Here is a 22730-nt window from a genome sequence, read left to right on the forward strand (position 1 = left end):
TTTATACAAAAAAGTCATTTTTCCTTATCAATTTGGTAAGGCTTACGCTAAGTGTTCCTGAGCTAGGTAATCATGGCTTTGCATCTCGATTAAACGAGACTGACAACGCTTAAATTCAAACTCCAACTGACCTTGTGTATAGAGCTGTTCTAACGGTACTTCAGCTGAAATAATAAGCTTCACATTCCGCTCATAAAACTCATCAACCAACGCAATAAAGCGTCTCGCCGCATCTTCAATGGTACGATCCATCTGTTTAACTTCAGCGAGTAAAACCGTGTGGTAGAGTTTTGACAGCTCAATATAATCATTCTGACTCCGAGCCGTCTGACACAGTTGCTCAAATGACGCATAGAGTAAACCGTCGTTAGCTTCAATCACATCAATAGTGCGGTGGTTAATCTCTATCTGATGCTGTTTCGGTTTTTCGCTTCCAGCAAGTTGTTCATAGTATTTGTTCAAGTTCTCAGAAGCTTTAGCATCGAGCGGATAATGATAAATTTCCGCTTGTTGCAATGTTCTTAGACGGTAATCCACACCACTATCAACATTTAAGATATGACAGTATTTTTCAATCAGAGCGATAGCGGGTAAGAAACGAGCACGCTGCAAACCATTTCTATATAGGTCATGAGGCGGAATATTAGACGTTGCAACCAAAACAACACCGCGCTGGAACAGGGCTTGAAATAACGTTCCTAAAATCATTGCATCTGTAATATCAGACACAAAAAACTCATCAAAACAGATAATCACGGCTTCTTTACTGAATTTATCAGCAATAAGCTCCAGTGGATCGCTGACATGATCAAGAAGTTTTAATTCATCATGTACCCGATACATAAAGCGATGGAAATGAACCCGCATTTTTTTATCTGTTGGCAAAGCATCAAAAAACGTATCCATCAAATACGTTTTACCGCGCCCTACTCCCCCCAAAAATACAAACCCTTAGGAAGTTCAGGTTTCTCTTCTTTCTTTCCCAGTAGTTTTTGCCAACGAGATGGTTTGACCACTGGTGTATTCACGTAATCAATTAACTGATGATAAAGGTCATCCAGCGCATTCACAGCCATAGCTTGCGCTTCATCTTGTTGAAAATCCGACCTTTTTAAATCTTGTTCGTATCGCTGCTTCGGAGTCATGACTATCTGCTCAAAGAAAGAGGGGAAGAAACTGCAATGTAGAGCACATGCTTTTTGCTTTATCCATTCGGGGAGTCATAGTACCATGAGACATACGCATGTGTAACCAGCTGGTAAAAAACATGTTAAATAACAACAATAAGGAGCTGTTATGCCTTGGATTTATGCGATTGTTGGATTGTTAGTCGGCCTCGTTGCTGGCGTTGTGATTTCTCGTTTAACCACGCCTCAATATAAGGCACAGAAATCCTTACAAAAAGATTTAGACGGTGCGAAGTACGCCCTTGAGCAACAACGTCAAGAGCTCGCTGATCATTTTGCCCAAACAGCAGAAATGCTCGATACACTTGGTAAAGACTACACTAAGCTTTATCAGCATATGTCTAAGACCTCTAGTGAGTTACTTCCGAATCTTCCTGAGCAAGATAACCCGTTTGTTAAACAAATTGCTCAACAAAAAGATGAAAGCGCTACCGACGATACTTTAGAAGAGCAACCAAAAGACTACGCTTTAGGTGCTACGGGACTACTAAAGAATGAAGAAAAAACCATTCTTCGTTCTTCAGATGTTATTGATGTCAAAGCGAGCTAATTGACACTCATATTGATAACAACCAATCTCAAGTGAACTTTAAAAAGGTTTTTGAGTCATAACTCTCACTGAGTCTGTTGAAGTTTGATATTTAGCACAAATATTATTCACGACCAGATACTTATCAATGAGGAGTTTCATGATGAAAAAACCTTTGCTTGCTTTAACGGTCCTATCCTTAAGCTTAAGTTCTATCATTACACCAATGCCAGCGACTGCGGCACTGCCTGTATCTGTGAATGGAGAGCAAATGCCTAGCTTGGCGCCTATGCTCGAGAGAGTCACACCAGCAGTGGTAAGCATTGCAGTAGAAGGTACCCAAGTCTCCAGACAGAGGCTTCCAGAACAATTCCGATTCTTCTTTGGTCCAGACTTCCCCGTTGAACAGATGCAAGAGCGCCCATTTAGAGCGCTAGGCTCTGGAGTCATTATTGATGCGGGCAAAGGCTACGTTGTGACTAACTACCACGTCATCAACAATGCAGAAAAAATTCGCGTTAAATTGCATGATGGTCGAGAACTGAATGCCGAGCTTGTTGGCGGTGATGAAATGTCTGACATTGCTTTACTGAAACTAGAAAAAGCAGAAAACCTAACGCAAATTAAGATTGCAGATTCGGATCAACTTCGGGTCGGCGATTTCGCTGTAGCGATCGGTAACCCATTCGGTCTTGGTCAAACAGTTACGTCTGGTATCGTTTCAGCACTCGGCCGAAGTGGTTTGAATATAGAAAACTTCGAAAACTTCATTCAAACCGATGCAGCGATTAACAGCGGTAACTCCGGCGGCGCATTGGTAAACCTAAACGGTGAACTGATCGGTATCAATACTGCGATTCTCGGTCCAAATGGTGGGAACGTAGGCATTGGTTTCTCCATCCCTTCAAATATGATGAAAAACCTCACCGGTCAAATTTTAGAGTTTGGTGAAGTGAAACGCGGCATGCTAGGTGTACAAGGTGGTGAAGTTACTTCTGAGCTTGCTGAGGCAATGGGGTATTCATCTACTAAAGGGGCTTTTGTCAGCCAAGTAGTGCCAGACAGTGCAGCAGATAAAGCAGGCCTTAAAGCGGGTGATATTGTTGTTTCTGTAAACGGTAAGAAGATAGAAACCTTCTCCGAATTGCGAGCCAAAGTCGCTACTTTAGGTGCAGGTAAAACAGTAAAACTGGGCATCATTCGTGAAGGTAAAGAGAAAACTTATGAAGTCACACTTGGTGAAGCTACCAATGCTAAGACTAAGGCAGACAATCTACACCAAGGGCTACAAGGTGCGGAATTAAGCAACACAACAGCCACCGACCCTATTGAAGGTGTAAAAGTGACAAGTGTTGCGAAAGACTCACCAGCCGAAAGTTATCAACTTAAGACTGATGACATCATTATTGGAGTGAACAGACAACGGGTAAAAAATATCGCGGATTTAAGAGCAATAATGGATAAAAACCCAAGTATCCTAGCGCTGAATATTCAACGTGGTGATCGTACTATTTACTTAGTTGTTAGATAAAACTCAGAGCTTTATTGTTAATACAACACGTAGAAGGACCACTATTTGATGTGGTCCTTTTGTTATTGGGTCGGGTAATGCTATTCTTCGTTTCTATAACAGTATCCTAAACCTTTTCGGATACAACTATTTATAGCTCACTCGATTATACCCAAACAACTTGGTATTGCAGGCAAACGGCCGGTGAATCATTCCCCTTACATATATCTTATGTAATCGAGAATAATAAACCTCGAAATCGCAACTGCACTATTGAGAAGGAAGGATATAGCTGCGTTGATTTTGGGGAAATTATGCTTAAAGTTTTGCTTCGTTCTGTTGTGATAGGCTTGGTTACTGCTGCTATCATTATCGCTGCAATGCCATCTTTACGAGAAAATATTCTTCCTAAACGCAGCAATGCATCCACTGACATTACGTCACTGCAAATCTCATTCAATAGTGCAGTGAGTAAGGCCGCACCAGCAGTGGTTAATATCTATAGTCGTAAATATTCAGAAAACAATCGCAACAAATTATCGACTCAGGGTTTGGGTTCAGGTGTTATCGTCAGTGAGAAAGGCTACATCATTACCAACTATCACGTTGTCGCTCAAGCCGACCAAATCATTGTTGCTCTGCAAGATGGACGAGTAGCAGCGGCTCAGCTGGTTGGTAAAGACAGAAGAACCGATATCGCCGTATTACGCGTTGAAGGCAATAATCTACCTGTTATCCCCCTTAATCCTAACTATCAAGCTAAGGTTGGCGATGTTGTGCTGGCTATTGGCAACCCATACAACCTAGGGCAAACCACTACATTTGGTATTATCTCTGCCACTGGTCGCTCTTCAATCAGCGCTGATGGTCGACAAGCTTTTATCCAAACTGATGCAGCCATCAATGAAGGTAATTCAGGTGGTGCTCTTGTCAATACTCAGGGTGAGTTGGTCGGTATCAATACCGCTTCTTTCCAACAAGCTACAGATTTAGAAACCTACGGTATTTCATTTGCCATACCCTATGCGCTTGCCAATACCATCATGGAAAAGATCATTGCAGATGGGCGTGTAATTCGTGGCTACATCGGCGTGGACGGCCAAGACATTAATTCTGTCACCTCACGCTTACTCGGCAGCGAACATGTTGGCGGAATCATTATTTTAGCTGTAGACCCGAATGGTCCGGCGGCTAAAGCAGGCTTTGAACCTCGCGATATTATCTTGAAGATTGACGATCACAAAATCAATGGTCGCCAAAGCGTAATGGATCTCGTCACCAACCTGAGACCAGGTACAGTTGCGAACTTTACATTATTACGCAAAGGTGAAGAAATCACCGTACCAGTAACAATTTCGGAAGACACTCGCTAATCTCTGATTCACTATAATGAAGTGTTTATTGCGTATCTTAGTCGAATTAGAAGCATAAAAAACGGAGCCAACTGGCTCCGTTTTTTTTATGAGAATGCGATATGAAGTATTACTTCTTAGCAAGTTTCTCTTTAATACGAGCAGACTTACCAGAACGCTCACGCAGGTAGTACAACTTGGCACGACGTACTGCACCGCGACGTTTAACTTCAATTCCGCCGATAGCAGGAGAGTGAGTTTGGAACGTACGCTCAACACCTTCACCGTTAGAAATCTTACGTACAGTGAATGCAGAGTGTAGACCACGGTTACGGATAGCGATTACAACACCTTCGAATGCCTGTAGACGCTCACGTTCACCTTCTTTTACCTTAACTTGAACTACAACAGTGTCACCTGGTGCAAATTTAGGTAGGTCTTGTTTCATTTGCTCTTGCTCAAGAGCTTTGATGATGTTACTCATTTTTTAAATTCCTAGAATAAACTGATACTAAATTTAATAGGTTACCGGTTATTCCGAGTTTCTTTAATGAACTCAGCCAGCAATTGTTCCTGTTCGTCAGTCAGAGCTAGGTTTTCCAGGAGCTCCGGACGTCTTAACCAAGTTCGGCCTAGCGACAATTTCAGTCGCCAGCGACGAATGTCCTCGTGATTGCCGGATTTCAGTACCGCTGGTACTTCTTTTCCGTCTAGCACTTCAGGACGCGTATAGTGTGGACAATCTAACAAGCCATTGGCAAAAGAATCTTCTTCTGCTGACGCGAAATCTCCAAGTACCCCCGGAATAAACCGAGATACAGAATCAATCAACGTCATGGCTGGGATTTCCCCACCCGTCATTACAAAATCACCAATTGACCATTCTTCGTCAACTTCAGATTCAATAATGCGTTCATCTACCCCTTCATAGCGACCACAGATAAGAACAAGATTCTCATTTGTAGCCAACTCTTCAACTCCTTGCTGGTCGAGCTTTCGACCTTGAGGAGAAAGATAAATGACTTTCGTCTTTCCCGGTGCGGCTTGTTTGGCAGCATGAATAGCATCGCGCAAAGGCTGTACCATCATTAACATGCCAGGGCCACCACCGTAGGGTTTATCATCGACAGTGCGACGTTTGTCGTGAGTGAAATTTCGAGGATTCCATGTATCAACAGACAACAACCCTTTTTTAACCGCTTGGCCTGTGACTCCAAAATCTGTAATGCTGCGGAACATTTCAGGAAATAGGCTTATAACGCCAACCCACATGTGTTCTTTGCCTTATATTTTAGAGTTAAAACGCTGGATCCCAGTCAACTTCGATCCGTTGAGCTGTGCGATCAATATTCTTGATCACTTGCTCTTCAAGGAACGGGATTAATCGTTCCTTTTGTCCGAAAGCATCTTTCAGATTTGCTTTAACTACGAGAACATCATTCGAGCCTGTTTCTAACATGTCAGTAACTTTACCAAGGTCGTAGCCCTGGGTGGTTACCACTTGCATGCCGAACAATTCACGCCAGTAGAATTCATCTTCTGGCAATTCTGGTAGTACTGCAGGATCAATTGAAATTTCAAAGTTCGTCAGCAGATGCGCATCTTCACGAACATCAAGACCTTCTAGTTTTGCTACAAGACCTTTGTTGTGACGCTTCCAGCCTTCTACTTTATATTCAACTGACTCACCCTTGTGGTTAACAAACCAAGGGGCGTAATCAAAAATACTTTCCGGATTGTCTGTATAGGAAAAAACCTTAAGCCAACCACGAATGCCGTAAGTAGCTCCAAACTTGCCTACAACAATTCTCTCGTTTTGTTTGCTCATTGTTTCTTTACCTTTCATCGACATAAACTAGTTACTCACTAAATGTAAGAATTAAGCCGCTTTTTGAGCGTCTTTAACTAGTTTAGCTACGCGGTCAGATACAGTAGCGCCTTGTGATACCCAGTGGTTCACACGGTCTAGATCTAGACGTAGGCCTTCTTCTTGACCAGTAGCAGTAGGGTTAAAGAAACCTACTTTCTCAATGAAGCGGCCAGTAGCTGCGTTGCGGCTGTCTGCAACAACGATTTGATAGAATGGACGCTTCTTAGCGCCGTGACGTGCCAAACGAATGGTTACCATGTCGTCCTCTTTGCTTTCTCAAAAATAAAATTAACCCCAGTAACCGTCTTAGATAAAACAGCTTGGGGTCTCGTGCCAAAATAAAGCCCCGGAATTTTACTCTTATTCCGAGGCATTGCAAGGTTTTTAGCTAAATTTCCACCACCAAAAGCAGGGGTAAATTACTGTGACCTTGATAACACTTTGAAAAGTTGAGAACGTTTTTTGAACAAACAATATTCTCAACTTAACAAATCGAGGTCTGGGCTTAGTTTAACGACCGAAGAAACCGCCACCGCCTCCGCCCATACCTCCCATTCCGCCCATCATGCCTTGCATGTTGCGCATCATGCCTTTCATGCCGCCTTTCTGCATTTTTTTCATCATCTTTTGCATCTGAGTGAATTGCTTTAATAGGCGGTTAACGTCTTGCACCTGTGTACCGGAACCTGACGCAATACGTTTCTTACGAGAACCTTTGATCAAATCAGGGTTACGACGTTCTTTCATCGTCATAGAGCTGATAATGGCTTCCATCTGCTTGAACATACCGTCATCAACTTTATCTTTAACACCGGCAGGAAGCTGAGACATGCCCGGAAGCTTATCCAGCATGCCCATCATGCCACCCATGTTTTTCATTTGGCCAAGTTGTTCACGGAAGTCTTCTAGGTCGAAGCCTTTTTTCTCTTTAAACTTCTTAGCTAGCTTTTCCGCTTTCTCTTGGTCAACATTACGTTGCAAGTCTTCAATCAGTGACAGAACGTCACCCATACCTAGAATACGGGAAGCAACACGATCTGGATGGAATGGTTCTAGAGCGTCAGTTTTTTCCCCCACACCCAAGAATTTAATTGGTTTTCCAGTGATATGACGTACAGACAGAGCTGCACCACCACGAGCATCACCATCCACTTTGGTAAGAATTACCCCCGTTAGTGGCAGTGTGTCACCGAATGCTTTAGCCGTGTTTGCCGCATCTTGACCTGTCATAGCATCGACAACAAACAGCGTCTCAACAGGATCGATTGCTTTATGCAGGTCTTTGATTTCCGCCATCATTTGTTCATCGATAGCAAGACGACCTGCTGTATCGACAATCAATACGTCGTAGAATTTTTTCTTCGCATGGTCAATAGCCGCATTCGCAATATCAATTGGCTTTTGGTCAGCTGAAGACGGGAAGAAGTCAACACCGAGATCTGTTGCCAAAGTTTCTAGCTGTTTGATCGCCGCTGGACGATAAACGTCGGCAGAAACCACCAGCACTTTCTTCTTATCACGCTCTTTTAATAGCTTAGACAGTTTACCAACACTGGTTGTTTTACCAGCACCTTGCAAACCTGCCATCAGAATCACAGCCGGTGGCTGAGCGGCTAAGTTAAGCGCTTCATTGGACTCACCCATGACCTTTTCAAGTTCGCTACGTACGATCTTGATGAATTCTTGGCCTGGGGTCAGCGATTTAGAAACTTCGACACCTACCGCGCTCTCTTTAACACGGTTTACGAAATCACGAACTACAGGAAGTGCAACGTCAGCTTCCAATAGTGCCATGCGAACTTCACGCAGGGTCTCTTTAATATTGTCTTCTGTAAGACGTCCTTTGCCGCTGATATTTTTCAGCGTCTTGGATAGTCGATCCGTTAAATTCTCAAACATCTTTATTCTCTTCGCGGTACGGCGATTAATTGTTGTGAGTATACCTTAGCCAAGTCCATAGGCATACCCTAATCCCCACAACTGGGAACGCAGACATCTCTATAACTGGGAACACTGAGGTTTGTCTTCTAGATTGGGTTAACTTTGTGAGATCTCAACTATCAAAAATCAATCAAGATCCACCGTAGCTCATTAGGGTTATGCAATGTATAATTCGTTAATTCAGCAGCCATTTATGTGAGAAGTATGGATAACTTAATCGCTATCGTTGCCACTCTAATGTACGTTTTATCGATCGCAACCATAGTGCCTAGCCTAGTCAACCACACAGGTATAAGAGCAAAGTCCGTTTTTATTTCTGCTTTCTTAGCACTTGTTTTTCATGCTTGGCTGCTTGGAGATCTGATTCTCAATGTCACTGGGCAAAACTTGAGTATGCTCAACGTTGCGTCACTGATTAGCTTTATTATCTCTCTAGTCATGAGCGTAGCGATGTTTAAAACTCGCTTATGGTTCTTGTTGCCTGTGGTTTATAGCTTTTCAGCTATTAATGTATCGGCCGCAACATTTCTACCGAGTACTTTCATTACGCACTTGGAAAACGACCCTAAACTGCTCGTTCATATATCACTGGCTCTGTTCTCGTACTCGACTTTGTCTATTGGCGCGCTCTATGCGTTGCAACTTGCTTGGCTCGATTACAAATTGAAAAAGAAAAAAGCTTTAGCAATTAACCCTAATTTGCCACCATTGCTTATGGTTGAACGTCAACTGTTTAAAATAATTCTGATTGGCAACTTGCTACTAACTGGTACTCTTATCACTGGTTGGTTTTTCGTTCAGGATATGTTTGCTCAAGGTAAAGCACACAAAGCGATACTTTCCTTTATAGCTTGGGTGGTTTACTCCATTTTACTTTGGGGCCATTACCAAAAAGGCTGGCGAGGCAGAAAGGTGACATGGTTTGCAGTTGCCGGTGCAACACTTCTGACTCTGGCTTACTTTGGCAGCCGATTTGTCAGAGAAATTATCCTAAGCTGAGTAACGTTTTGCGAGTTGTCTTGATTGACTTCCCGCTTATCATAATCCATTAATTAATAAAGTTTATTTACCTAAATCTGTTATAAGGAAAAAGATCGTTTTGGACGATATCTCTACGGGTATTTTATTTGCGCTGCTTGCGTGTCTTATCGTTATTTCTGCCTATTTTTCCGGTCTCTGAGACAGGCATGATGTCTCTCAACCGTTATCGTTTAAAGCACCTCGCCAACACAGGGCACAAAGGTGCGAAACGAGTTGAGAAATTACTTAGTCGTCCAGATCGTCTTATTGGCCTAATTCTTATCGGTAATAACCTAGTCAACATTCTCGCTTCTGCGATTGCGACGATTATCGGTATGCGTCTGTATGGTGACTACGGTGTTGCTATCGCAACGGGTGTGTTGACTCTTGTGGTACTTGTCTTTGCTGAAGTCACACCAAAAACATTAGCTGCGTTGTTCCCTGAGAAGGTCTCTTACGCAAGCAGTGTTCTGCTGACAATACTGATGAAAGTCTTTGCACCACTGGTCGTATTCGTAAACTTTATTACCAACGGTTTTATCCGTCTATTGGGCGTAAAGAACTTAAGCAGTGGCGATGATCATCTGAGTTCTGAAGAGCTTCGCACAGTCGTAAACGAAGCAGGTGGTCTTATTCCTCGTCGTCACCAAGATATGCTGTTGTCGATTCTTGACCTTGAGCACGTGACGGTGAATGACATTATGATTCCACGTAATGAAATTACGGGGATCAATATTAATGATGACTGGAAATCCATTGTTCGTCAGTTAACTCACTCTCCTCATGGTCGTGTAGTCTTGTATCGTGACCAAATAGATGAAGCCGTAGGTATCTTGCGTTTACGTGAAGCATCTCGCTTTGTGTTGGAGAAAAGCGAACTGAGCAAAGAGATCATCCTGCGAGCCGCTGATGAGATTTATTACATCCCTGAAAGCACACCGTTAAACGTTCAGCTACTTAAATTTCAACGTAATAAAGAGCGAATCGGTCTAGTCGTTGATGAATATGGCGATATTATTGGTTTGATTACTTTGGAAGATATTCTGGAAGAGATTGTGGGCGAGTTTACCACGTCTATTGCTCCAAGCTTATCTGAAGAAATCACGCCACAAGGTGATGGTAGCTTCCTTATTGAAGGCAGTGCGAACATTCGAGATATCAACAAGAGCCTGAAATGGAAACTTCCTACAGACGGTCCAAGAACGCTTAACGGTTTAATTCTGGAGCATCTTGAAGAGATCCCGGAAAGCCATATTAGCGTCAAAGTAGCCAATCATCCGATGGAAATTGTTGAGCTGGAAGAAAACCGTATTAAGCTGGTTCGAGTTCATCCTCGCAAACCGAAGAAAGTGTAAATCTCTTTTCTGAGAACACAAAAAGGCTTGGTAAACCAAGCCTTTTTAATATCTGCAATCTGACGATGTTTAGTCGATTTTTAGCTCTTTCAGCATATCTTCTGGCAAAGCTAACTCATCGTTACGGTTAACACTGATACCCGCTGCGATAACAGTCTTAGCAATTTCCTTCGCTTCTTCTAGCGAGTGCATTGCTGCTGTACCGCATTGGTATTCATTCAGTTCAGGGATCTTATTTTGAGATTCCACTTTCAGCACATCTTGCATTGCTGCAAGCCAAGCATCAGCCACTTCTTGCTCAGTTGGTGTACCAATCAGGCTCATGTAAAAACCTGTACGGCAACCCATTGGTGAAATATCAATAATCTCTACATTTGAACCGTTTAGGTGTGCACGCATAAAACCTGCATATAGATGTTCAAGGGTATGAATACCTTTTTCAGACAAAATCGCTTTGTTTGGCATAGTAAAGCGCAGGTCAAAAACCGTAATAGTATCGCCCTTAGGGGTCTGCATTTTCTTAGCTACGCGCACCGCAGGTGCATTCATTCGAGTATGGTCAACCGTAAAGCTGTCTAATAATGGCATTGTTCTTTCTCTCCAATGGCGCTGAAATTTAATTCTATTCCAGCACAGATAAATGGTTTGCTAACTATTTTATTTACTAATGATAGCGATCTAAGCATCAATGGTGAAGCTGCTTATTTCAGGTAAGCAAAATACTGTTCAAGATACTCATCAAAACTTAGCGTATCTTGTTGTTCGATACTGAGTTGTTCTTGAGCAGAACGAATGACCTCTTCTTCCATCAACTCTTTTGAATAAACTTGATATTGATGCTCAAGGTTTTGTTGACGATATTGCATACCTAACGCACACCCAGCTTTACCTAAACCACCGACCGTTTTTACGATTTCTAGCAGTTGTGCCGATAACGTTTTGTCAGGATTATCGATCCACGTTTCTAGCTCATTGCACACTTTTTGGTAAGCATTACCGCCAAGCTCTGCATCCATCACTTCGGCAATTTGGCGTAAATCAGCAAACACACGCTTCGCCCAGTCTTGCAGTGATAACTTTTCACCATGACAGCCAATCTGCAGTTCAAGACCAACTTGACGGCCTTGAACAATGACTTTGTTCCAGTTGTCTCTCCAACATTCCAGTTCACAACTGTCCATAGGATCTGAGTCTGAAAGCGCTGCCCATGTTAAGAACAAGTCTAAGAATCGAACTTGCTGTTCTGTTACACCTACAGGGCTGAATGGGTTCACATCCAGAGAGCGAACCTCAATATATTCAACACCACCTCGAGCTAACGCTTCTGATGGTTTCTCACCACTCTTGGCTACTCGTTTAGGGCGGATTGGTGCATACAGTTCATTTTCAATTTGCAGAACGTTGCTGTTGAGCTGGCGATACTCACCATCCACTTTGACACCAATTTCGGCAAACTCAGTAGAAGGCGTACGGATTGCTCTGTTCAATCCTTCAAGATACTGATTTAAACCATTGAAGCCGATTTTCAGCCCACTCTGAGCACTGTTGGTATAACCTAAATCACTTAAGCGCAGAGACGTTGAGTGTGGAAGATACAAAGTGCCACCAACTTTCTCAAATGGCAGCTTTGTTTCACGGCCACGAATAAAGGATGAACAGAGTGCAGGCGATGCACCAAAGAAATACGGGATCAACCATCCAAATCGATAGTAATTACGGATCAACGCAAAGTAGGCTTCCGATTTTGTATCCTGACGCGTAATTTCATCTTGCTCACCATACAAAGCGTCCCAGAATGAATCAGGGAAAGAGAAGTTGAAATGAACGCCAGAGATAATCTGCATCAAGCTGCCATAACGCTTTTTAAGGCCTGCGCGATACAAAGTTTTCATTCGTCCGGTATTCGACGAGCCATATTGAGCAAGATTAATGTCATCTTCACTGCCCACATAGCAAGGCATAGATAACGGCCACAATTTCTCATCACTGATCTTAGACTGAGCAAAATGATGTATGTCTTTCAATTGTGACATTAACGTTGCAACATCATTAGAAACTGGCGTTATAAATTCCAGCAAAGACTCTGAAAAATCAGTTGTGACCCAACGGTTCGTCAAAGCACTGCCAAGTGATTGAGGATGTGGCGTCAAAGCCAGCTCACCATCTGATGTATAGCGTAATGTTTCACGTTCAACACCACGGCCAAACTGCTGAAATACTTTAGATTTATTTGCAACTCGTTCAAGTCGCTCGGCAAAATTAGTCAAATTGAAATTCGCTTATATGTATTGTGAGTCGGCCTAATCCTCTAGCGGTTCAACCTTGTTAAGTGGAAGAATCTACGAAGACAGACAGGAGGCACGCGAACGTCGCCTCCTCTTTTATGTGTACTCTAGCGGATGATTTCAAGCTCTTCTACGGGAATTGTTAATTTTTCTAGTTGAGGCTTGAGTGTTTTTGCATCACCGACCACGATAATCTGGTAATCATTCGGATTAAACCATTTCGCAGCTAAACGATCTAGTGTCACTTTATCAACGCGTTTTACTATCTCATTACGAACTTGTAGATAATCTCTATCCAAGCTGTAGGTCAATATGCTACTCAATAAGGAGGCTTTTTGTCCCGGAGTTTCATACTTCAATGCATCTTGCTGCCCCACAGCCAGACGTAAGAAATCCATTTCTTGCTCAGTTAAACCATGCTCGCTGAACTTCGCCATTTCATTCTGTAACTCAATAATCGAGTCTAACGTAGCATCTGCTCTGACTTGAGCATTAAACACTACAGCCCCCACTTCTCGGTTGCTGGAAAAGTAACTGCTCGCACCGTAGGTAAAACCTTTATCTTCACGTAGATTCTGATTGATACGACTATTGAAATTGCCGGCAAGATTAAAGTTTGCCAGTTGGCTCAGGTAAAGTTCACCCGTTGCGTCAAACGGTAAACCGCGTCTAACTAGGCGAACGACTGATTGAGGCGCATCCGGTTTATCCACCAGATAAACTTTTCTGCTGGTTAAGTTAGGAACAATTTGCGGATCAATCAGAGGCGAAGCTTCCCCTTCCAATTGGCGAAGAAGTTAAGCTGTTTGCGAATATCCTGCTTTGAAACATCCCCAACGACCACAATTTGAGCTCCATTCGGTGTGTAATGTTTACGATAGAAATGCTTCACATCTTCCAAGGTCAAACTGGCGATAGAATCATTGGTACCATCACTGGAGCGAGCAAAAATCGAAGAGCCAAACAACACTTGGCGAGTTGCTTGCGATGCTAGCCATTCCGGTTGCTGATGCTGGTAGACCATTCCTTGAATCATCTGCTGCTTGATTCGATCAAAATCTTCTTGCTTAAAGCCCGGTTGGAATAACACTTCTTCAATGACCGACAAAGTTTCAGCTAGATTCTTCTCCAAGCTAGAAACCACAACACTTGTTGAATAGGTATTCGCATTCACGCTGATGGTTGAACCTAGTTTATCCAACTGCGCTTGAATCTCTTCTACATCCCTTGATGCTGAGCCCTGCTCCATCATAGCTGCGGTTAAATTTGCTAAGCCTTCCTTTCCTCTCGGCACATGTCTTTCACCTGCTGGAAGTTTAAATTGAATGACCACAGTCGGAGTTTCAGATGTTTTGGTTCCAAGCAGTTCAGCACCGTTGTTGAAGTAAATGTCATACAACGTGGATAAGCGAGCCTGAACTCCCTCGGCGACTTTCGGCATGACTGAACGGTCGAAATTATCTTCTACATGACGGTACGTCAGTTGCTGTTCAGAAATTTTTTGGTGCTCAGGCAAATCACGTTCAGGTGTAACAAATGTCGCCTTCTTCACTGCAAAACTTATCTTACCTTGTGGGACAACACTAAGCGTGACTTTATTTTTGCCATTAATGTACTTGTTATATGCCGCTGTGAGGGTTTTTGGCGATACATGGCGCAGTTGTTCCAGCTGATCTTCAATACGATCCGGTTGACCATAAAAGGTTTCATTTGCCGCCAACTGAGCCACTTTTCCTGACACACTCTGCAAAGCAAATACCGAGTTCGCTTCAGCCATTCCTGTGATTTGTTCTAAACGCTCAGCCGCAACGCCCTTCGATTTGAACTCATCAAGTGTCTGCATAAGCTCTTGGTATAAAGGTACTAACTGACCTTTATTGCCAGCAGGGGCCATAGCGAACACATAGAAATTACACGCCAGCTCTGAACAGTCATGGAAAGAACCAGCACTGACCGCCTTCTGAGTTTTAACTAAGTTTTGGTACAAATAGCTGTTAGTTCCACTCCCAAGAACACTGGCTAAAACATCCAGAGACATTTGATCACCAGCACCACGATATGACGTCGGCCAGCCAATCACCACCATAGGCTGTTGAATACGGTCTTCCATGGTTATAAAGCGGTTTTCAGGCAAAATCGCTGGCTGCTTTTTGGCATTTTTCACTTCCGGACCTTTAGGAATAGATCCAAAATATTTGTTTACCCATTGAAGCGTTTCATCGACGTCAATGTCACCACCGATAGTCAAAACAGCATTGTTTGGACCGTACCAGCGCAGGAAAAACTCTTTTAAATCATTAACATCGACTTTATCCAAATCTTCGACATACCCGATTGTCTGCCAAGAGTATGGGTGCCCTTGCGGATAAATGGCTTCACCCATTTTCTCCCACATAAGACCATATGGACGGTTGTCATAATTCTGCGCACGCTCATTCTTCACTGTATCGCGCTGGATTTCGAACTTACGTTGAGAGACCGCATCAAGTAAGAAACCCATACGATCCGCTTCTAACCACAGCACTTTTTCCAGTTGATTAGCCGGTACCGTTTCATAATAATTCGTCCGGTCTCGGTTAGTTGTGCCATTCAAGGAACCGCCCGCTTCAGTGAGCAGCCGAAAGTGTTCTTGGTCACCCACATTCTTAGATCCTTGGAACATCATGTGTTCAAAAAAGTGTGCAAAACCTGATTTGCCAACTTCTTCACGAGCAGAGCCCACATGATAAGTAACGTCTACATGCACTAACGGATCAGAATGATCCGGAGAAAGAATAACCGTTAATCCATTATCTAACTGGTATTTAGAATAAGGGATCATCACTTTGCCGGACGCTGCTTCAACTTGTTCAACTAAGTGAATGCCTTGAGGAAGTGAGGAGAGATCAGCCTCTGGTTTGGTTTGAGTACTACAGCCATAAATGGCGATTAACGAGAAGGCTCCAGCCCAGATTTTCCTCATAACATCTCCTTCGAAAATCTTAGAAAAAGAAAAGAACGGCTAGAATGGAATATCGAAGCGCTTTGCCAATCAAAATCATGACAAATGAAGGTAAAAATTTCATTCTTAACCAGCCGGCCGCTAAACAAAGTGGATCGCCAATAATAGGTAACCAACTAAACAGTAAAGACCAGTAACCGTACTTAGTTAGCCAAGCTAAAGCTTTATGACCATGCTTTTGCTGCTGAGTTCTATTCGGCAGCCATAAACCTAACCAATAGTTGACTAAGCCACCAAGGGTATTCCCCAAAGTTGCGATTGTAATGACAGAAAACACGGAATATTGATTAAGCGCTAAAGTAGCGAGTAAAGCGGCTTCTGAACCACCGGGAAGTAGAGTTGCACTAAAAAAGCCGCCAAAAAAGAGAACCCATAATGCTGAATCAGAGAATAACTGCGCAAATTGGGTAAAAAGAGAGTTAAAAAACTCAATCATTTCATATCTAACAAAACCTTGCCTCGTGTATGACCCGTTTCTATTTGTTTGTGGGCTTGTTGAACTTCATCCATAGGATAAATGTGTTGAATTTCAGTTTTTAGCAATCCAACACTAACCATGTATAGCATAGTATCTAATTGTTCAGGATTAGGATCTACCAACATACCTGTGGCTTGAAAACCCAACATTTTCGCTTTCTCACAAATCAGTTCAGCACTTAATGTCGGAACAGTGACAACACGAGCATTATCATTTAGACACTTCAACGCATCCAAAGCAGCATCTCCGCCAACAAGGTCGATCAATACATCCACTTTTTCAATACGCTGTGATACAGGCGCAAACTGATAGTTAATCGCATGGGCACCAAGAGTAGCCAGATAATCCAGATTACTTTCACTGCAAGTGGTATAAACCTCTGCTTTTGCAGCAATAGCTATCTGTACAGCCAAATGCCCGACACCACCAGCACCCGCTAAAATCAGTACCACATCACCTTCTTTCACTTCCGCTTTATTCAAAGCCTGAGCAGCAGTTTGCCCCGCAAGAGGAAGCACGGCAGCGGCTTCTAAAGTGACCGCTTCAGGCACCAGGCTCAGTTCCTTTTCTGGAACACAAACATATTGGCTATAACCTCCACCTTGAGTAGGAAAACCAATAAAACCAGCAACGTTATCGCCATCTTGCAAACGAGAAACACCCTCGCCGACTTTTATAATCTGCCCTGCAACATCATAGCCCGGCACCCAAGGTAGATTGTCTTTATTTTGAGCTGCAGCCCAACCTAAACCAGCCCGTGTTTTTACATCAATCGGATTGATTCCAGAATATGCGACACGGACTAATACCTCGCCAGCCTTCGGCTCTGGTATTGGTGACGATAATATTGATAAAACTTCAGGCCCACCAAACTGGGTAATAGCAATTTGCTTGTTTTCCATTTCAACTGTCCCTATAGCGCAAATAAAAAAGGGATGCTGCAGCATCCCTTTGAATATATACCAATATTTACAAACACTACAGTTTCATACCGCGAAAGCGTTAAGCAAAGATAATGTCCTCTATTGGTACGTTCAACCAATTGGTTTCTTCAGCCAGCTATTAACCTACTAATGCGAGTAAAACACCAGCGGCAACTGCAGAGCCAAGCACACCGGCTACGTTGGGTCCCATAGCATGCATCAACAAGAAGTTTTGAGGGTTAGCTTGTAAGCCAACCTTGTTAACCACTCGTGCTGCCATAGGAACCGCAGATACACCAGCCGCACCAATAAGCGGGTTGATATCCTCTTTAGAGAATTTATTAAGTACCTTAGCCATAATGACACCACCAGCAGTACCGATACTGAATGCCACTGCGCCTAAAGCCAAAATACCCAACGTTTCTAAATTTAAGAATTTATCCGCTTGCAACTTAGAACCAACACCAAGCCCTAGGAAAATAGTGACGATGTTGATCAACTCATTTTGCGCAGTCTTAGACAAACGCTCAACGACACCCGCTTCGCGCATCAAGTTTCCTAAACAGAACATACCAACGAGTGGCGTTGCTGACGGTAGGAACAAAATAGTCATCAGAAGGACAATCAGTGGGAAAATGATTTTTTCTGTTTTCCCAACATGACGAAGCTGAGCCATTTTAATCTGGCGCTCTTCGGGAGTCGTCAGAGCTTTCATAATTGGCGGCTGAATAATAGGTACTAATGCCATGTAGCTGTATGCTGCTACAGCAATCGCACCCAGCAGATCCGGTGACAACTTACTCGCTAAGAAAATCGCTGTCGGACCATCAGCACCACCGATAATTGCAATCGATGATGCATCTGCCATGGAAAATTCCATTCCCGGAACATAGTTAAGGAAAATTGCACCAAATAAGGTTGCAAAAATACCTAACTGAGCAGCGGCACCTAACCACAATGTTTTTGGGTTTGCGATTAAAGCGCCAAAGTCAGTCATTGCCCCTACACCCATAAAGATCAACAACGGGAATACACCCGATTCGATCCCTACGTGGTAAACGTAGTAAAGCAAACCTCCCGGTTCGGTGAAACCAGCATTTGGAATATTTGCCAGAACCGCACCAAAGCCAATTGGCAGAAGTAACAAGGGTTCAAAACCTTTACGAATAGCAAGGAACAGTAGCAAACAACCAACCATGATCATAATGATCTGACCCAGTTCAAAGTTAGCTATACCTGTTTCACGCCATAAGGTTATTAATCCGTCCATGGTACTCCCTTACGCCAAGCTCAGCAGTGGTGAACCAACAGCAACAGCATCACCCTCTTTAACATGAAGATCCTGAACTAATCCTGAGCGAGCTGCTCTGACTTCCGTTTCCATCTTCATTGCTTCGAGAATAATGAGTACATCGCCTTCAGCAACTTCTTCACCAGCCGCTACGTTTACTTTGAAAATAGTACCGGCTAGAGGCGCTGGAACGTCTTCAGCGTTATCAACAGCAGCAACTGGAGCGGCAGCCGCAGGTTTAGCCTGCGCAGGTGTAACCGAAGTAAGCTGGCCTTGAGGACCGACTTCCACATCGTACACGTGGCCATCAACTTTAACACTGTAAGTTTCGATGCCACCAACCGCTGACGCAGCAGGTTTAGTTACAACTGGAGCAGCCACTTCTTTACCCGGTGCAGGCTCGAAAGCTTCTGGGTTGTGGCGGTTCTTCAGGAACTTCAAACCAACCTGAGGGAACAGCGCATATGTCAGGACATCATCAACGGTGTCTTCTGCCAAAGAAATACCTTCTGCTTTTGCTTTCTCTAGCAGTTCAGTCGTTAGGTGTTCCATCTCATCTTGCAATAGATCTGCAGGACGACAGGTGATCACTTCTGCACCATCGAGAACACGAGCTTGCAACTCAGTGTTTACTTCAGCAGGAGTCGCACCGTATTCGCCTTTCAATAAACCCGCCGTTTCTTTAGTGATGCTCTTATAGCGCTCGCCAGTCAGAACGTTGATCACAGCTTGAGTACCGACGATTTGTGACGTCGGCGTTACCAAAGGAATATAGCCAAGATCTTTACGAACACGAGGGATCTCTTCGAGAACTTCATCGATACGATCAGCCGCGCCTTGTTCTTTAAGCTGACCTTCCATATTGGTCAACATACCGCCAGGGACTTGAGCAATCAAAATGCGAGAATCAACGCCTTTTAACTGACCTTCCCACTTCGCGTATTTCTTACGCACTTCACGGAAGTAAGACGCAATAGGTTCGATCTGCTCAAGCTTCAAATTAGTATCGCGTTCAGTACCTTGCAGCATAGCGACAACAGTTTCTGTTGGCGTATGACCGTAAGTCTGGCTCATGGAAGAAATTGCGGTATCAAGAATGTCGATACCAGCTTCTACCGCCTTCACCGCTGTTGCTGTCGATAAACCAGTGGTTGCATGGCAATGTAGAGCAAGTGGAACATCACACGATGCTTTAATACGAGTAATCAGCTCTTCAGCTTCATATGGTTTAAGCAGGCCAGACATATCTTTGATACACAAAGAATGACAACCTAAATCTTCCAATCTCTTAGCAAGATCAACCCAAGTATCGGCATTGTGAACCGGACTGGTGGTATACGAGAGCGTACCTTGAGCATGAGCACCGACATCAATTGTCGCTTTTACTGCTTTCTCAAAGTTACGCACATCATTCATCGCATCAAAGATACGGAACACATCCATACCATTGGTATGCGCACGCTCAACAAATTTCTCTACCACATCATCAGCATAGTGACGATAACCCAGTAAGTTTTGACCGCGCAAAAGCATTTGCATTGGTGTGTTAGGCATTGCTCTTTTCAGCTCTCGTAAACGTTCCCATGGGTCTTCGCCCAAGAATCGAATACAGGCATCAAATGTTGCTCCGCCCCAAGTTTCAAGAGACCAATAGCCAATTTTGTCCAACTCTGCTGCAATCGGCAGCATATCTTCGATACGCATGCGCGTAGCAAATAAAGATTGATGGGCATCGCGAAGGACCACATCGGTTATGGCAAGTGGTTTAGACATGCTTATTAACTCCTTTTAATTATTTACTACCTTTCGCAGCAGCTAGAGTACGGTGCTGATGTACAGCAGCAGAAATAGCCGCAACAACCTGTGGGCTAACCGTTTGTTGGTTCAACGCCCCAGATTTCACTGGTACTTTTTTATTTTTAATAGGTGTACTGATCGGTTGAGGTACTTCTTGAGGTACCAATTTAGACATTAACCGAACGAGATAGACCAATATGGTTAGGAATAGAAAAACGAAGCCCATCCCTGTCATCATCAGGGTGGCCGCGTCTACTAGCAGGCTTCCAATGTTTGTCATGTTGCTTCCTTTCTTTTGTCATCCTGACAACAATCGTCAAAAAAAACGAGATTCCTCGTTATGACAAGTGAGCGAAAATTATCTCAATTGATTAAAAATTGTCAATTTAGTTGAGAGTACTCTTCTAGAAGCGCCACATATTGAGTGTCAGATTTATGGCATAGCTAACAAAACGGCGCAAACCGATTGTAAGCAAACCAACGCGTGAGCCACGTATTTGTATCCATTACGATGAGAATAGTGAAACTTTGAAATGAAATAAGAAATATGGGAGGTAAAGTCATGTTGGTTCGATACAGAACAGTGACTTACTACTTGCAGATAAACAAGAATTGTATTTTTAACAAAAGAAAAAGCCTCGCATAATGCGAGGCTTTAAATAGTGGCGCGTCCTGGAGGATTCGAACCTCCGACCGCCTGGTTCGTAGCCAGGTACTCTATCCAGCTGAGCTAAGGACGCGCAGAGTTAATGAGTTTAAATAAAAACATCAACTTAAATAATGGCGCGCTCAGGAGGATTCGAACCTCCGACCGCCTGGTTCGTAGCCAGGTACTCTATCCAGCTGAGCTATGAGCGCGCAGTTTTTAATATTCGAGTCTTAAAGATTAAGACTGATATAAGGGCATTACCCTCCTGCTTAGGACTCTTTTTACAGACATCTTAAACATAAATAGTGGCGCGTCCTGGAGGATTCGAACCTCCGACCGCCTGGTTCGTAGCCAGGTACTCTATCCAGCTGAGCTAAGGACGCGCAGAGTTAATGAGTTTAAATAAAAACATCAACTTAAATAATGGCGCGCTCAGGAGGATTCGAACCTCCGACCGCCTGGTTCGTAGCCAGGTACTCTATCCAGCTGAGCTATGAGCGCGCAGTTTTTAATATTCTAGTCTTAAAAACTAAGACTGATATAAGGGCATTACCCTACATCCAAGATTCTTGTTGTTACCAACAACATCTTAGACGATAAATAGTGGCGCGTCCTGGAGGATTCGAACCTCCGACCGCCTGGTTCGTAGCCAGGTACTCTATCCAGCTGAGCTAAGGACGCGCAGGGTGTGAAGCATATCACACTAAGTTTATTTCAGAACAAAAAAATTGACCGTTGGTCAATAAATGGCGGTGAGGGAGGGATTCGAACCCTCGATGCGGCTACAAACCGCATACTCCCTTAGCAGGGGAGCGCCTTCGGCCTCTCGGCCACCTCACCGCATTATTCACATTCAATAACTTGCTATAAAAACAAGAGAAAGAATATGGCGCGTCCTGGAGGATTCGAACCTCCGACCGCCTGGTTCGTAGCCAGGTACTCTATCCAGCTGAGCTAAGGACGCACTTTGTTCTTTGCTTGGCTGCTAACCCAAACAAGGCAAGAATGGCGGTGAGGGAGGGATTCGAACCCTCGATGCGGCTACAAACCGCATACTCCCTTAGCAGGGGAGCGCCTTCGGCCTCTCGGCCACCTCACCGTCTTGCGGAGGCACATATTACGATTTACCAAAAATATGTCAAACATTTTCTTGGCAAAAATAGCAAAAACCAAGTCAATCGTTGCCTATTTAATCAAAGCGCTATGAAATTACACTTTTATTAAAAATCGCATCTCTTAAAAACAAAAAAGGCTGGCTAATTTGCCAGCTCTTTTTGAAAATTAGTAGTTGCCAGATGAAACGTTACCATTGCCCTTTTCAGCTTGAATGCGCATGTAAATTTCTTCACGGTGAACAGATACTTCTTTCGGCGCATTTACACCAATACGTACTTGGTTACCTTTTACGCCTAAAACAGTAACAGTGACTTCATCACCGATCATTAGAGTTTCGCCAACACGACGAGTCAAAATTAGCATTCTTTGCTCCTTGAGTAATCTCTGAATTATCTTGCAGTTACACTATTATCCAACAGAAGTTAT

The 22730-nt window shown here is 43.5% G+C and carries 17 protein-coding genes, 8 tRNA genes and 3 pseudogenes; 5 read left to right on the top strand and 23 right to left on the bottom strand.

Annotation, left to right across the window (positions count from 1 at the left end; genetic code table 11):
- Nucleotides 1-42: 42 nt before the first annotated feature.
- Nucleotides 43-1145 (bottom strand): annotated as a pseudogene (zapE, locus tag P4S58_RS12660) (cell division protein ZapE).
- 151 nt (nt 1146-1296) lie between these two features.
- Between zapE and zapG the strand changes: the two are divergent.
- The 3 genes from zapG to degS all read left to right on the top strand — a co-directional run bounded on the left by zapG (nt 1297) and on the right by degS (nt 4599).
- Nucleotides 1297-1737, top strand: a complete 441-nt coding sequence (gene zapG / locus P4S58_RS12665; protein ID WP_042480508.1) for a Z-ring associated protein ZapG — start codon at nt 1297-1299, stop codon at nt 1735-1737.
- A 142-nt stretch (nt 1738-1879) separates the two neighbouring features.
- Nucleotides 1880-3247 (top strand): Do family serine endopeptidase, encoded by a 1368-nt coding sequence (locus P4S58_RS12670; protein WP_042480511.1) that lies wholly within the window; start codon nt 1880-1882, stop codon nt 3245-3247.
- Between the two features lie 293 nt (nt 3248-3540).
- Nucleotides 3541-4599, top strand: a complete 1059-nt coding sequence (degS, locus tag P4S58_RS12675) for an outer membrane-stress sensor serine endopeptidase DegS (RefSeq protein ID WP_042480791.1) — start codon at nt 3541-3543, stop codon at nt 4597-4599.
- Nucleotides 4600-4708: 109 nt separating this feature from the next.
- Here the strand turns inward: degS and rplS are convergent, their stop codons facing one another.
- From rplS to ffh, 5 genes are all read right to left on the bottom strand, one after another.
- Nucleotides 4709-5062, bottom strand: a complete 354-nt coding sequence (gene rplS / locus P4S58_RS12680) for a 50S ribosomal protein L19 (RefSeq protein WP_042480514.1) — start codon at nt 5060-5062, stop codon at nt 4709-4711.
- Between the two features lie 41 nt (nt 5063-5103).
- The gene (gene trmD / locus P4S58_RS12685) at nt 5104-5850 is read right to left on the bottom strand and encodes a tRNA (guanosine(37)-N1)-methyltransferase TrmD (RefSeq protein WP_337164191.1); all 747 of its coding nucleotides are present in this window, start codon (nt 5848-5850) and stop codon (nt 5104-5106) included.
- Between the two features lie 25 nt (nt 5851-5875).
- Nucleotides 5876-6430, bottom strand: a complete 555-nt coding sequence (gene rimM, locus P4S58_RS12690) for a ribosome maturation factor RimM (RefSeq protein ID WP_042480520.1) — start codon at nt 6428-6430, stop codon at nt 5876-5878.
- A 27-nt stretch (nt 6431-6457) separates the two neighbouring features.
- Nucleotides 6458-6706: a 30S ribosomal protein S16 gene (rpsP, locus tag P4S58_RS12695; RefSeq protein ID WP_042480523.1), complete on the bottom strand. Its 249-nt coding sequence runs from the start codon at nt 6704-6706 to the stop codon at nt 6458-6460.
- A gap of 252 nt (nt 6707-6958) precedes the next feature.
- Nucleotides 6959-8347, bottom strand: a complete 1389-nt coding sequence (gene ffh / locus P4S58_RS12700; protein ID WP_102963605.1) for a signal recognition particle protein — start codon at nt 8345-8347, stop codon at nt 6959-6961.
- A gap of 246 nt (nt 8348-8593) precedes the next feature.
- Between ffh and P4S58_RS12705 the strand changes: the two genes are divergently transcribed.
- Both P4S58_RS12705 and P4S58_RS12710 read left to right on the top strand, forming a co-directional pair.
- On the top strand, nt 8594-9388 hold the full coding sequence (locus P4S58_RS12705; protein WP_042480529.1) for a cytochrome C assembly family protein: 795 nt from the start codon (nt 8594-8596) through the stop codon (nt 9386-9388).
- A gap of 100 nt (nt 9389-9488) precedes the next feature.
- Nucleotides 9489-10764: pseudogene (locus tag P4S58_RS12710) on the top strand (HlyC/CorC family transporter).
- 69 nt (nt 10765-10833) lie between these two features.
- On the opposite strand, the gene luxS reads toward P4S58_RS12710, so the two are convergent.
- The 17 genes and pseudogenes from luxS to csrA form a co-directional block, all read right to left on the bottom strand.
- Nucleotides 10834-11352: an S-ribosylhomocysteine lyase gene (luxS, locus tag P4S58_RS12715; protein ID WP_042480533.1), complete on the bottom strand. Its 519-nt coding sequence runs from the start codon at nt 11350-11352 to the stop codon at nt 10834-10836.
- Nucleotides 11353-11465: 113 nt separating this feature from the next.
- On the bottom strand, nt 11466-13031 hold the full coding sequence (gshA, locus tag P4S58_RS12720) for a glutamate--cysteine ligase (RefSeq protein WP_337164193.1): 1566 nt from the start codon (nt 13029-13031) through the stop codon (nt 11466-11468).
- A gap of 125 nt (nt 13032-13156) precedes the next feature.
- Nucleotides 13157-16011: pseudogene (locus P4S58_RS12725) on the bottom strand (M16 family metallopeptidase).
- Nucleotides 16012-16030: 19 nt separating this feature from the next.
- On the bottom strand, nt 16031-16486 hold the full coding sequence (locus tag P4S58_RS12730) for a YqaA family protein (RefSeq protein WP_042480540.1): 456 nt from the start codon (nt 16484-16486) through the stop codon (nt 16031-16033).
- A complete protein-coding gene (locus P4S58_RS12735; RefSeq protein WP_042480544.1) occupies nt 16483-17430 on the bottom strand; it encodes an NADP-dependent oxidoreductase in 948 nt (315 codons plus the stop codon). Before P4S58_RS12735 ends, P4S58_RS12730 begins: the two co-directional genes overlap by 4 nt.
- A 160-nt stretch (nt 17431-17590) precedes the next feature.
- Nucleotides 17591-18721 carry a sodium ion-translocating decarboxylase subunit beta gene (locus tag P4S58_RS12740; RefSeq protein ID WP_042480546.1) on the bottom strand — a complete coding sequence of 377 codons (1131 nt, stop codon included), beginning with the start codon at nt 18719-18721 and terminating at the stop codon, nt 17591-17593.
- 9 nt (nt 18722-18730) lie between these two features.
- On the bottom strand, nt 18731-20515 hold the full coding sequence (oadA, locus tag P4S58_RS12745; protein ID WP_269348723.1) for a sodium-extruding oxaloacetate decarboxylase subunit alpha: 1785 nt from the start codon (nt 20513-20515) through the stop codon (nt 18731-18733).
- Between the two features lie 19 nt (nt 20516-20534).
- On the bottom strand, nt 20535-20819 hold the full coding sequence (locus P4S58_RS12750) for an oxaloacetate decarboxylase subunit gamma (protein ID WP_042480552.1): 285 nt from the start codon (nt 20817-20819) through the stop codon (nt 20535-20537).
- 383 nt (nt 20820-21202) lie between these two features.
- Nucleotides 21203-21279 (bottom strand) — tRNA-Arg (locus P4S58_RS12755).
- Between the two features lie 41 nt (nt 21280-21320).
- A tRNA-Arg gene (locus P4S58_RS12760) sits at nt 21321-21397 on the bottom strand.
- A gap of 97 nt (nt 21398-21494) precedes the next feature.
- Nucleotides 21495-21571, bottom strand: a tRNA-Arg gene (locus P4S58_RS12765).
- 41 nt (nt 21572-21612) lie between these two features.
- Nucleotides 21613-21689, bottom strand: a tRNA-Arg gene (locus tag P4S58_RS12770).
- A 103-nt stretch (nt 21690-21792) separates the two neighbouring features.
- Nucleotides 21793-21869 (bottom strand) — tRNA-Arg (locus tag P4S58_RS12775).
- A 66-nt stretch (nt 21870-21935) separates the two neighbouring features.
- A tRNA-Ser gene (locus tag P4S58_RS12780) sits at nt 21936-22028 on the bottom strand.
- 47 nt (nt 22029-22075) lie between these two features.
- Nucleotides 22076-22152 (bottom strand) — tRNA-Arg (locus P4S58_RS12785).
- 42 nt (nt 22153-22194) lie between these two features.
- Nucleotides 22195-22287 (bottom strand) — tRNA-Ser (locus P4S58_RS12790).
- A gap of 182 nt (nt 22288-22469) precedes the next feature.
- Nucleotides 22470-22667, bottom strand: coding sequence for a carbon storage regulator CsrA (gene csrA / locus P4S58_RS12795; protein ID WP_042480555.1), 198 nt, complete (start codon nt 22665-22667; stop codon nt 22470-22472).
- Nucleotides 22668-22730: the final 63 nt, after the last annotated feature.

It is taken from the genome of Vibrio sp. Hal054 (assembly GCF_037162405.1).
GTDB lineage: Bacteria > Pseudomonadota > Gammaproteobacteria > Enterobacterales > Vibrionaceae > Vibrio > Vibrio diazotrophicus.

Coding starts and splice junctions, on each gene's coding strand:
- zapG (WP_042480508.1), top strand. CDS start 1,297: ATGCCTTGGATTTATGCGATTGTTGGATTGTTAGTCGGCCTCGTTGCT.
- P4S58_RS12670 (WP_042480511.1), top strand. CDS start 1,880: ATGAAAAAACCTTTGCTTGCTTTAACGGTCCTATCCTTAAGCTTAAGT.
- degS (WP_042480791.1), top strand. CDS start 3,541: ATGCTTAAAGTTTTGCTTCGTTCTGTTGTGATAGGCTTGGTTACTGCT.
- rplS (WP_042480514.1), bottom strand. CDS start 5,062: ATGAGTAACATCATCAAAGCTCTTGAGCAAGAGCAAATGAAACAAGAC.
- trmD (WP_337164191.1), bottom strand. CDS start 5,850: ATGTGGGTTGGCGTTATAAGCCTATTTCCTGAAATGTTCCGCAGCATT.
- rimM (WP_042480520.1), bottom strand. CDS start 6,430: ATGTCGATGAAAGGTAAAGAAACAATGAGCAAACAAAACGAGAGAATT.
- rpsP (WP_042480523.1), bottom strand. CDS start 6,706: ATGGTAACCATTCGTTTGGCACGTCACGGCGCTAAGAAGCGTCCATTC.
- ffh (WP_102963605.1), bottom strand. CDS start 8,347: ATGTTTGAGAATTTAACGGATCGACTATCCAAGACGCTGAAAAATATC.
- P4S58_RS12705 (WP_042480529.1), top strand. CDS start 8,594: ATGGATAACTTAATCGCTATCGTTGCCACTCTAATGTACGTTTTATCG.
- luxS (WP_042480533.1), bottom strand. CDS start 11,352: ATGCCATTATTAGACAGCTTTACGGTTGACCATACTCGAATGAATGCA.
- P4S58_RS12730 (WP_042480540.1), bottom strand. CDS start 16,486: ATGATTGAGTTTTTTAACTCTCTTTTTACCCAATTTGCGCAGTTATTC.
- P4S58_RS12735 (WP_042480544.1), bottom strand. CDS start 17,430: ATGGAAAACAAGCAAATTGCTATTACCCAGTTTGGTGGGCCTGAAGTT.
- P4S58_RS12740 (WP_042480546.1), bottom strand. CDS start 18,721: ATGGACGGATTAATAACCTTATGGCGTGAAACAGGTATAGCTAACTTT.
- oadA (WP_269348723.1), bottom strand. CDS start 20,515: ATGTCTAAACCACTTGCCATAACCGATGTGGTCCTTCGCGATGCCCAT.
- P4S58_RS12750 (WP_042480552.1), bottom strand. CDS start 20,819: ATGACAAACATTGGAAGCCTGCTAGTAGACGCGGCCACCCTGATGATG.
- csrA (WP_042480555.1), bottom strand. CDS start 22,667: ATGCTAATTTTGACTCGTCGTGTTGGCGAAACTCTAATGATCGGTGAT.